Genomic DNA, 11625 nt, shown 5'->3' with positions numbered 1-11625 from the left:
AATTATTTTTTATAAACAGGAACCCGCCCCGATTAATGTGGCTTTTTCTCCAAGTGTAGAGCGTTTAATGGGAAAACTATAGCCCATCATCTGTGCAAGGTATTTCCGGGTATCGTCGAGAAAAAAGGCTTCTGCCTGAGCAATATTGCCACCAATTACCGCGGCCAGCGGCATTTTTTTTCTTACGAACTTATAGATAAATTTAGCAAGATTCATACTGAATTCGATAAAAATGGAACGGAAATATGGGGAATCGCGGTGGTTTTCGACCAAATCTTTAACATCTTTGATTTTCACTTCGGCTAACTCCTCGAACCGGGTAACAAACCACCTTGTAGAAATATAATCTTCGGCAATGCCTTTTAAAAACGGCATTTTCCATAAATCTGAATCAAAAGCTTTGCCATCTATCATATGTGCCGTACCCAAACCGGTGCCCAGGGTAAGGCCAATTGCCTTATCCAGTCCTTTTATACTTCCACTGAATATTTCGCCCTGTAAAAAGCATACCGCATCGTTACGGAAGCTTATTTTAGCTGCCGGAAAATTTAGCCTTTGCGCCAGCTTTTCCTTAATATTAACTTTATAAAGCGATTCATATTTATCCTGATCCTTAATCAGGCAGATTCCGTTTTTATAATCCATTGGTCCCGGCATGGCAATCGAGATCCAGGCAGGCATTCCGGCATATTTGCCTATTGCATTTTCGATGGTTAATGCCCATGCCCCGATAATTTCAGCGGCAGAAGCATGTGCATTTAAACGTGCGCGAAACCTGGTTTTTGATATTTCTTTTTTCTTCTCCAGATCGATAAGAGCGGCAGTGATATGGGAGCCACCAATATCGACACCCAAAACAATTTTTTCCATGTTGTTGATTTTAGCGTTACAACATTAACCAGACACAAGTATTAAATCGTTTTACCTCTTTAAATGTAAAGAATTTACGCAACAGGAGCTATTTGGTTAGTGTTTTGGCTCAAACCTATGCCTGAAGGATTAATAAAACTTTAAAAAAAGATTAATTAAGGAAATATTCTGAAAATAATCCTTTACAACCTGTTTTTTCAAACAAATCGCCCGCAATATTAAATATTGTTTTAGAAGCAACTTCTTTTTTTAAAGAAATAAAAATTTGATTTGGCCAGGTACAGTTTGAAAGGGAGATTTTGATCAAAAAAATCAAAAATAAAAATACCAATCTGTTTTTTTATTAAATAAGCCTGGAAAATTAATGCTTTATTATTAATTAATTAATTGCCCTGCACGTAATTTATAAAAGATTTAGAGCCGTAACCGGGCCAACTAAACAAACTAACCAAATAACTAACCATCTAAATTACACTGCATGATGAATTAATACTTTCATAACAGGCTGCCTGTTGCTGATTATTCATATGCAGGCAAGTCACTAATACCAAATCGTAACTACAAGTAGCATCACCTGAATTATAACGAACAGGATGATCCTGCATTTAACCAAATAAACAAATTTTATGAGCATTAATCGACTTATTTTAAAGTGGTACGTCCGCTTTATACCTGTTGCTTTTATTTCGGTAACCGATACCGGAACAACCGGTTCCACATCAAAGAGCAGATCTTATTCCAAACCGCCCCTATCAAACAATCTGTACCATAGGGCAACACCGGCAATTAATCACAGCATTATTTAAGCATTAATGAAATGAAGATAGAATTTTACAAATATTGCCTCGCATTATTACTGGTCATTTTTTCTACGCTGGCAAAAGCTCAAAACAAACAACTTAACATTAAAGGTACTGTGCTCGATAATACGAACCAGCCAATTGTAGGGGTTTCTGTAAGTGCTGTGGGCGCAACGAATACAAAGGCCACCCAAACAGATCAGGATGGAAAATTTAAGATCACTGTCCCGGTTAATACAACTTTAAGGTTCAGTTACATGGGTTTTCTGCCTCAGCAGGTCGCGGTAAGGTCAGAAACAGAATTACGCATTGTTTTACTCGACGATACGAAAAGCCTGAGTGAGGTTGTGGTAACGGCAATGGGTATTAAACAAGAAGCCAAATCGCTGGCCTACTCCCGCCAAAGCATAGATGTATCTTCTATGACGGAGGCCCGCGGAAGTAGTCTGCTTGATATGTTATCTGGAAAGGCTGCCGGCATGCAGATTGTTTCGGGAGGCGGCCCCGGTGCCTCAACCCGGGTGGTAATCAGGGGAAATAATTCCCTCACCGGTAACAACCAGCCATTATTTGTGATCGACGGGATTCCTGTGTTAAATAACTCAGGAGAAAACGGCGATCTTGATTTCGGGAGCCCGGTAAACAGCATCAATCCTGATGAAATTGAAAATGTGGAGATTTTGAAGGGTGCAAATGCCGCAGCGCTTTACGGATCGGACGCCGCAAACGGAGTGGTACTGATCACCACTAAAAAAGCCGGCAGAAGGCAGGGACTGGGAATCAGCTATGGTTTTAATACCATGCTGGGGAATCTGTACAATTTTCCTACGCTACAGAACATATATGGCGCCGGACAAACCGGACAGTTTAAAAGAGAGGGGATAAATTATTTCAGCAATTCTGGCAATGGGGTAAGCTTTGATCCGAATTTGCCTTACGGAATATGGAACCCGAATATGGGAAACCAGGATCAGCGATCGTGGGGTATGCCAATGCTCGGATTTAAAGTTGTGGGCAGAAACGGGATTGTAAAAGATTATGTTCCTCAACCACAAACCATCGAAAGCATGTATAAAACCTCTAATGCGATCACCAACAGTTTTTCTATCGATAAGCTAACGGATGCGATGAGTTTCAGGCTTTCGTACACCGGGCAAACCGCTGATGACATTTTGGAGAAATTCAATTTATTCGACAGGCATAACCTTAATGTAAGGAGCACAGCGAAAATTACCGATTATTTAGACCTGGATGCGAACATCAGGTACACTTATGAGAATATGGACAACAGGGGATTCCGCGACAGCTCAAACAGGAACCCGCTCTATGTAATTGCGAATCTCCCTAGGGATGCTTCTTATGCAGAACTTGTACCATGGAAACAAAATGGCGGCACACCGTTCAATTTTAACGGTTTCACCAATCCTTACTGGCTGTTAAATGAAACTTCGAACCAGGACAGTAAAAACTTTTTAAATGCAAGCCTCACGGCTAATATCAGACTTAACCAGCTGTTCAGACTAAGGCTTACCGCGGCAACTGATCTGCAGCAGCAAAAAGGCTGGGATTTTACCAATCTTTATACCCCTTTTGATATTGATGGCGAATACTATAAATGGAACAGGTTATCAACCAATAATAACTATAATGCCCTGCTCTCTTTTAACAAAAAACTGAATAAGGATTTTAACCTGAACTCAAACTTTGGGGCCTCTTTACAAACTGTTAAAGCAGACCGCATGTCATCAAGGGCTTTTATGCTCATTACGCCTGATCTGGCCAGTTTATCAAATGCAAAAGGCATTATTGGTGCGGTTGAAGAACCTGAGGCCAAAAATAAACAGGCCATTTTTGGTATGGGTAATTTAGGCTATAAAAACTGGGCATTTTTAGAAGCCACCGCCCGCAACGAATGGTCGAGCACCTTACCATCGGCCAACAACTCTTATTTTTATTATTCGTTGGGTAGTAGTGTGGTGGTTACAGATGCGCTCAAAATAAATAAAAAAGTGCTCTCTTATCTTAAATTCAGGGGCTCTTTTGCGCAGGTTGGTAATGATACAGGTTTCGACAGGCTTTACAGCGGTTACTTCAGGAATGAAAATGGTTCTTTCCTTGGGATTCCATTTTTTACCGGCGAAGAGGTGCTGAAAAACAACAAACTTAAACCCGAGCAAACGCAATCGTGGGAGTTTGGTTCGGAGCTTAAACTCTGGAATGGCAGGGTAAATGCCGATGTAACCTATTACAGCAAAAGCACCAAAAACCAGATTGTAGAGGCAGATGCGATTTCTGCCAGCGGCTACCGCAGGGAAATCCTGAATGCAGGGGAAATCCAGAACTCCGGGGTCGAGGTAAGCCTGAACGTTACACCTGTTAAAACAAAATTCTTCAGCTGGACCACCACTTTCAACTGGGCACAAAACCGATCAAAGGTAGTATCACTTGTAGAGGGCATTACCCGCTATGAGATGGGCAGTGGCGATAATATCAGGCTTTATGCAGAAGTGGGCAAACCATACGGCGTATTTTACGGAAACGATTATAAACGAAATGCCGATGGTGCAATCTATGTAGGTGTTGACGGGAAACCCAAATTCCTGCCTGATCAGTATTTAGGCTCCATACAACCGGATTGGTTTGGCGGCTGGCAAAACTCTTTCAGGGTTGGCCCGGTAGATTTGGGCTTTATGTTTGATTTCCAGTCGGGTGGAAAAGTATGGTCTTACACTGCATTCAGAGGCGGTATTGATGGCAATACCGTACAATCTTTAGAAGGCCGCTATGACGACCTTATTTCGCAGCTGATTTTGGGCGAAAATACGGATGAACGCAGAGGTTTCCTCCAGCCGGGAAACACGGTTAAACCCGGTGCCGATTACCTCCAGAATTATGTACGCTACCCTGACGGCTCCCGTCCGAAAGGCGTTCAGCTTGGCAATACCGTTTATGATCCTTCTGTTGGCGCTTTTTGGGCCGATAAACCTTCAATGGCCTGGGTATCGCCTATGGACCACTGGACGCACAACAGTGCTTCGAGCGCGGCAAGATATATCTATGATGCCTCTTACATCAAATTAAGGGAAGTAACCATGGGTTATACCTTAAAAAGCACCTGGTTTAGAAAAACGCCAGTTAAAAGTGCAAGGGTGGCGCTGGTTGGACGTAACCTGGCCATATTATTCCAGAATACCCCAAAAGGTCTGGATCCACAGGCTACCTCAACAACAGGTAATGCTCAGGGTTTCGAAAGGGGTTTTAGTTTACCAATGTCAACATGGGGATTTGATGTCAAACTTTCATTTTAAAAATACGACGATGAAAAAAATAACCTATATGCTCGCATTCATTTTCCTATGCGCCGCCTTTCAAAGCTGCACCAAGGATTTTGAAGAGATTAACACCAACAAAAACAAAGTGTACAATGTGGATGTCAACGATATTTTCGCCGGCACGGTTTCCCGTACCATGAGACTGATCCAGGATGTAAACTACAACAAACTGATCAATTTTTCAAGGTATGCGGTAGTCGGTTTTGCCACCAATCCCTCACAGGATATTGGCGACAACTATTTTAACCAGTTTTATGTGGGCATTATTCGCGATGTGCTCAAAATGGAAAAAGAATACACCGGAAAACCGGAATTTGCCAATCGCCTTGCAATGGTAAAAACCTGGAAATCATACCTTTTTTACATGATGGCCTCGATGTACGGAAGTGTGCCGATGAGCCAGGCGCTTGCTGATAGCGAGCAAAGTAAAAGGGAATATACCTATGATACTGAACTCGAAATATACACCCAGATCCTGAAAGATTTAAAAGATGCCAGTGCATTGTACAGGGTATCTTCTGCTTATCCAAACGACTTATTAATGCGCGATCCTGTATTTGGCGGAAGTGCTTTTGGTAAATCCGACATTTCGAAATGGCAGAAATTTACCAATACGCTGCGTTTAAATATTGCGCTTCATGCCCAAAACCTCTCAATGGACCTTGCCAGAACCCATTCCAGCGAAGCAATGGCTGATGACTCTAAACTGATTTCTTCACTTGATGATATGGTGAAATTACAGTGGGGATCGGATGAATCGATGAGTGCATCTTATTATTACACCAGGTTTATCAAAAACGCGACGAATTTTAGCGAGATGACCTACCCTGCCCTGGGCGAATATTTTGCGATTTACCTTTTTTCTTATAAAGATCCGCGCCTGGGTGCCTATAGTCTTAAAGGAAACCAGCTCTCACCAATAAAAGTTAAGCCCTTCCTGTACACCGATACACTGACCAGAAAACACCTTAATTTCTGCACCAAAACAGATTGCCCGAATTTTGCACTGCACCAGGCCGATGGAATGAACAATTTAAGAAGCGACTCGGTGTTAGTGGATTATGCTATGCCTTATGTACCACTTCCGGAGCTGAATAGCCTTGCTGCAGGATGGGAATGGGCCTTTATACCAGGTAAAGATTTTCGCTATAATGATCCGCTGGCAAGCAGGAACAGCCCTTACAACCTCTCTTTTGTACAGACTGATTTTGTAAAAGAGAACGCCAGCATGATCTTACTAAACTGGGCCGACAGCTATTTTTTAAAGGCTGAGGCCGAAATGCTTTTTGGTTCGGAAGCTAAGGCCATGCAGAATTACGAATCGGGTGTACGCGCTTCGTTTGCACAATACAACCTGGCCGGTGTTGACGAATACCTTGCCCAGAATGGCGTAAAATGGAATACGGATGGAAAAGGTTATGCCGACAGGAGGTTATTGTACCGCGCCAACATCCGTGGCAGAGGCGGCAAAGACAATCACCTGGAGCAGATTTACAAACAAAGGTACATCGCAGATTACCTGAACTGTTTAGAGGGCTGGAACCTGGAACGCAGAACCAGGGTACTGCGCTTCCCTCCTTTTTTCGCCAATGGTGGCGCCAGCGATGTTGAGGGATACAATTCAGCCTACAATTACTGGACAGAGCGTTTTGTTTATCCGATTGTAGAGCAGAGTAAAAACCGGGAAGCCTATTACAAGGGGATTGAAAACTTAAAGGCGGCAAGTCCTTATTACAGGGGCGACCGCTGGGGAGATAACGTTTACACCACTTTGGGTTTTGCAAAGCTGAATCCCGACCTGATTTTCGCCGAGCAGTTATATAGCGGTAACAAAAAAATCAGGCCAAACTGCGAATATTTCAATAAAAAATACGGCAAAACCTACGAGGAAGTTGTTGCAACGGCAAAAAGTATGACAGGAGAATCAAACGATAACCTGGCGCTTACAAAAGCTTTTGATTATTCGTTCAGGCAGCTTTTGGTTACCTATATTCCTAAATAAACAAGCATTAAAGATTATCCATATCAATATAATCATGAAAAAAAGAATTATCAAAATCCCGTTAATGGGAATATTATTAGTGGTCCTGGCTGTTTCCTGTAAAAAAGATACAGGTCCGTCGATTGACGATTATCCACTAAATTATGAAATTGAAAAAGTTCCGGTAACCAGCAATATACCGGTTGGCGCTTATATTTATGAACCTTCCGGCATTCTGATCAGTGATGAGATAAAATGGAGCAGGATTACTGAAAAGTATGATGCCGCGGCAGGAAAAATCGGTCCGTACGTGAGGCCGGAGCTGGGCCGTTACGAGTTGAGGCCTACAGAGGCAGGCGCACTGAACATGTCGAAAATCGTTGAATGGGCAAAATCAGCAAAAATCGACTTTTTGATCAGCCCGGCGATGAAAGAAAACCCGGGCGCCATGTTTCCCAATAACCTGAATGGTACCGACTCTTTGACGATAAATATGCTGGCAGAACATAATTTTAATCTGCCATCGGTTAATATGGGCACAATGAAATACGCCATTTCGGTGGATATTAATAATTTCAGTGCGGGATTAAGTAACAACTTATTGCTTGAAACTGCGCCGGCAACGGTTTATAACATTAACGGACAGAATATATCGGTGAGCCGCGAAGACAGGTTGTATAGCTTCTTAAAGCGCATTTCGCTCTATTTTAAAGATGAAACCTATTATCATTTCCAGGGGCGCCCCGTGCTGGTATTTCTTGGTGCAGACAGGCTCTACACCGAAAACAGTAAAAAAGTATATGACAATATCCGCAAGGTAATTAAGGAACAAACCGGAAAAGATGTTTATATCATTGCCCGCCAACCACAATGGACACCGTCTGCCCGTTTTGAATACTTTTTTATGCAGGGTAAAGCCGATGCGGTAACCATGGACAACATGTGCAATGTAGGCAGCGGAGTTACGGGTTGGGACAGAACGTATCTGCTAAACCGTTTAATCAATGAAAATTACAAACTGAACAAAGAATATCTCTCTAAAAATTTCAGCATTGATTTTATTCCATCGGTTTCTCCTTCTTTTACCGCAAACATTAACAACGCAACCCCGGATTATAATTACCCTGCGATCAGAAAAAACGAAGCAGATTTTAGGGAACGGTGCAATGTGGCCAAAATTAACCTCGGGAATAGCCGAATCGTGCTGGTTGAATCATTTAACAACTGGCAATGGGATTCACAGATAGAGCCTACCGCAACAGATTACGGAGAAGGTTATGGCAGCAAATACCTGGATATTGTGCGCGATGAATTTAAAGTAAAATAAGAATCCCGCCTAAATAAACCGATTCTGTTCAACAATGCAATAATAAGAATTAATGAAAAGAAGATTGATATACGGCCTGGCCATGTTAATAATCGTTTTGACCAATTGTTCAAAAGATAAAAACCAGTCGCCAGATAAGCCTGTGCTCAACATCGAAAGAGATGTTTATGAGTACTTAAACACCAATAAAACAGGAAGTTTTAACGTTTCGATATCTGATAATAGCGAATGGGATATAGAAAGCTTAACCACCCAAACCTGGATCAGCGCTGCAAAAAAAGGCGGCAAAGTAGAGCTTACCATGGAAGAAAACACCAGTTTATACGAAAGGGTAGCTAAAATAAAAGTTTTTAGTGCAGATAAGTTACTGAGCAAAATCATCGTGATTAAGCAACATGGAAATACACCAACAATTATTATCGACAATCCTGTTTTAAAACTTAAAAACCAGGCAGATAACGGCACCGTAACCATTAACAGTAACATGAACTGGTCGTTAAGTTGTGATGCCGACTGGTTAACCTGGGAAATAAAGGGTGGTGAAGTAAAACTAACCGCTACGGCAAATCCCCAGGCCGGAGAACGTACCGCCGTGGTGATTATTAATGCAGAATCTCCGGTTTTTAACAAATCAATCACCGTTACGCAAAAAGGGACGATTGAATTTGAAATAGACAAGAAAAACCTTCAGTTTAGCAGGGATGGCAGTAGCGAGGTAATTACCATAGAAACCAACCAGCAATGGAATTATGCAGTGAGTTTAAATTCGAGCTGGTTTACAGTACAGAGAGACGGAAACAAGTTAACGGTTACCACAGTTAAAAATAATTTTGTAGACCTAAGTGGAACCATAACCATTACTTATGGCCTGGTAAATGTAGTGATTCAGGTAAAACAAACCGGTATAGCCATCGGCACAGAGTTAGACAGGCAGGTGCTGATTGCAATTTACGAAAGCATGGGTGGCGCCAACTGGTCTGGTACGAAATGGAATATTACCGCACCTTTACAAGAGGCCACTGCCGCCACCAACTGGAATGGAATTACAGTGGCAAAAGTTAATGGTGTAGACCGGGTAACGAGGATTAATCTGGCGGCCAGAAACCTTAAAGGCCCCATCCCTCCTGCTATCGGTTATCTGAGTGAACTGATATTGATCGATATGAACAATAACAACCAACAGTTAACCGGTACCATTCCGCCATCAATGGGTAACTTACGAAAACTGACGAGTTTAACGCTGAGCAGATCAGGTTTAACAGGAACTATCCCTGCTGAATTTGCAAATCTTACGGCGCTAACGCTTCTTCAGATGCATACCTCTAATTTTACAGGACCAATACCAGAAAACGTTTTCAGCAAAATGCCTAATTTAAATTCGCTGGAACTAAAACTCAATAATTTTACGGGGAATTTACCTGCAGATCTGTTAAGTCATCCAAAATTGGGCAGTTGGAATGCAGCAGCCAACATCTGTCCTCAAAATGCAGGATACGGCTTTACAAAATGTCCATAACAAGGCACCATAAAGCGCGAAGATAAAAAAGCAAAGTATGGCTTTAAAAAAACAGCCCATGGAGTAATCCGTGGGCTGTTTATTTTTAAGGGCATAACCCGTAAAGGCATTTCTACACAAAGTTTAATGTAAAATCCTCAGGGCATCTATCCTGGTGGTTATTGCTCCGCTTTTGGCATGGTATATTCTAAACCAGTTGATGGCGTTCAAATTTGGGGTTCCACCCGTAATGGTTGCAGAAGCAAAGGTTTTGGTAATGTGGTTCCATCCGTTTGTTAAAGGGCCGATATCCCAGCTATATTCATTTACATCTGCTGCGCCACCACTCCCGATCTCAATCTGGTTTGAGGCCGTAAATTTAGTTACATCTGATACATAGTACCAAAAATCGACAGATCCGTTTGCCACCGTTACATTCGGGTTAACAGCCGTAAAGGAGCGTTGAAATTCCAACGTGCCGCTACCTGCAGATTGCAATGAAGCACTACCTTCTTTTTTATCGCTGGTATTTACAGAAAGGGTGTTTCCGGATGCCCAGCCAGCATTGGCATCGGCATTATTCAGCAAAAATACTGATCCCGATGACAGATAAGGCGCAATATAGGGTTTTAATAAACCCGCAGCCTTAATATGCCCTGCAACACTTGGGTGCACCCCGTCGTTAAAATCAGCAGAAGGGTGAGGCAGCAACCAGCCCGTGGTATTAATATAATGAACGGCATTATCTCCGGCGGCAATGCGCTGGTTTACCGCAGCCTGTACCAATGCTGCCTTTGCCCCACTAAACGGACGGAGCGTAAATATTTCGGCATTGGCAAACTTTGTACGCACATTTAAAAGAAAATTTAAATATCCGTTTTGAAAAGTTGCATCGGGTACGCCTGTACTTTGATCATTCTGACCTAAATTAATAACCACAATTTTAGGGGTGTACCTGGTAAAATCCCAGTTTGGAGACGATGGGTAAGCTAAAGACTGTGATTTAAAATATTGTACATCCATACCGATTTTGGTTGCATTTACCCCATATCCGTTTACCAGGGTGATGCCGGGATAGGCAATCTGTGTATGCTCGGCATTCATTGATTCTGAAACTACCCAGGCATAATCAGATACATTGGCCTGTGCATCGGTATAACCCGCTGTTATAGAATCTCCTATATATTCTACAATGTCGGCAGAAACTGCTGGTGGCGAGGTAGTTGCTCCATTATCGAGCACCAAACCGCGGAAATTAAATACATAATCGTAATCTTTGCCCTGCGCCACACTCAAACTATGGTTACCTGCCGACAAGGGAGTGGATTTAAGATTAATGGTGCCGCCTGCACCTGTAAAACTCACCCATGGACCACCATCGATTTTAGCATAAAAATTACTGGTATTGCCAACTTTTATTTTAACGGTGGTACCGGTAAAGTTAACCTTAATATAGGCCCCGCCCCAATAACTTAAATATTGTGTAGGATTACTAAAATCCCAACGGCCAAAATATTTAATATTCGGATCGTTGATTCCAATATCAAGTGCTGCAATAACTGGCCCATTCCTGAGCTGTGCGGAAGCCAAAAGCTTTTCGGAGGTGAAATTTTGCGGAAGCAACTCATTTTTTGAGCAGCCAATGGCAGATAGCCCCAAAAGCGTTAAAAAAATAAATATAGTTTTTCTCATTATTTTAAAAGGGTTAGGATGATAATCAAATTTGTCGCCCGGAGTTGAGCAACAGCTATTAACAATTGACTCCACCCTACCAAAATTAAACGGCGCCATATACCGGAACACGATAATAATTATGGGTA

Annotated in this window: 6 protein-coding genes; 4 read left to right on the top strand and 2 right to left on the bottom strand. The window is 42.2% G+C overall.

The features are described 5' to 3' along the window. Positions 1-9 precede the first annotated feature (9 nt). Entirely contained in the window at positions 10-870 is an 861-nt protein-coding gene (locus tag ACTJKC_RS15520) for an ROK family protein (protein WP_440793274.1), read from the bottom strand. An 817-nt stretch (positions 871-1687) separates the two neighbouring features. Between ACTJKC_RS15520 and ACTJKC_RS15515 the strand changes: the two genes are divergently transcribed. Genes ACTJKC_RS15515 through ACTJKC_RS15500 form a run of 4 tightly spaced genes read left to right on the top strand, consistent with a single transcriptional unit; the run spans position 1688 to position 9826 of the window. Next, positions 1688-4978, top strand: coding sequence for a SusC/RagA family TonB-linked outer membrane protein (locus ACTJKC_RS15515; RefSeq protein ID WP_440793272.1), 3291 nt, complete (start codon positions 1688-1690; stop codon positions 4976-4978). 10 nt (positions 4979-4988) lie between these two features. Next, positions 4989-7004 carry a SusD/RagB family nutrient-binding outer membrane lipoprotein gene (locus ACTJKC_RS15510; protein ID WP_440793270.1) on the top strand — a complete coding sequence of 672 codons (2016 nt, stop codon included), beginning with the start codon at positions 4989-4991 and terminating at the stop codon, positions 7002-7004. Between the two features lie 34 nt (positions 7005-7038). Further along, complete coding sequence (locus ACTJKC_RS15505) at positions 7039-8310, top strand: glycoside hydrolase family 99-like domain-containing protein (protein ID WP_440793268.1); 1272 nt, start codon at positions 7039-7041, stop codon at positions 8308-8310. Positions 8311-8362: 52 nt separating this feature from the next. Next, positions 8363-9826: a BACON domain-containing protein gene (locus ACTJKC_RS15500; RefSeq protein ID WP_440793267.1), complete on the top strand. Its 1464-nt coding sequence runs from the start codon at positions 8363-8365 to the stop codon at positions 9824-9826. 123 nt (positions 9827-9949) lie between these two features. Here ACTJKC_RS15500 and ACTJKC_RS15495 read toward each other — a convergent pair whose 3' ends face one another. After that, positions 9950-11497 (bottom strand): GDSL-type esterase/lipase family protein, encoded by a 1548-nt coding sequence (locus ACTJKC_RS15495; RefSeq protein WP_440793265.1) that lies wholly within the window; start codon positions 11495-11497, stop codon positions 9950-9952. Positions 11498-11625: the final 128 nt, after the last annotated feature.

The sequence above is a fragment of the Pedobacter sp. 22226 genome (assembly GCF_052045455.1).
GTDB lineage: Bacteria > Bacteroidota > Bacteroidia > Sphingobacteriales > Sphingobacteriaceae > Pedobacter > Pedobacter jeongneungensis.
The sequence above is the reverse complement of the archived record's forward strand: the minus strand, read 5'-3'. Positions and strand labels throughout refer to the sequence as shown.

What these genes read in the sequence shown, in the direction of transcription:
- ACTJKC_RS15520 (WP_440793274.1), bottom strand. Translation starts at nt 870, where the DNA reads ATGGAAAAAATTGTTTTGGGTGTCGATATTGGTGGCTCCCATATCACT.
- ACTJKC_RS15515 (WP_440793272.1), top strand. Translation starts at nt 1,688, where the DNA reads ATGAAGATAGAATTTTACAAATATTGCCTCGCATTATTACTGGTCATT.
- ACTJKC_RS15510 (WP_440793270.1), top strand. Translation starts at nt 4,989, where the DNA reads ATGAAAAAAATAACCTATATGCTCGCATTCATTTTCCTATGCGCCGCC.
- ACTJKC_RS15505 (WP_440793268.1), top strand. Translation starts at nt 7,039, where the DNA reads ATGAAAAAAAGAATTATCAAAATCCCGTTAATGGGAATATTATTAGTG.
- ACTJKC_RS15500 (WP_440793267.1), top strand. Translation starts at nt 8,363, where the DNA reads ATGAAAAGAAGATTGATATACGGCCTGGCCATGTTAATAATCGTTTTG.
- ACTJKC_RS15495 (WP_440793265.1), bottom strand. Translation starts at nt 11,497, where the DNA reads ATGAGAAAAACTATATTTATTTTTTTAACGCTTTTGGGGCTATCTGCC.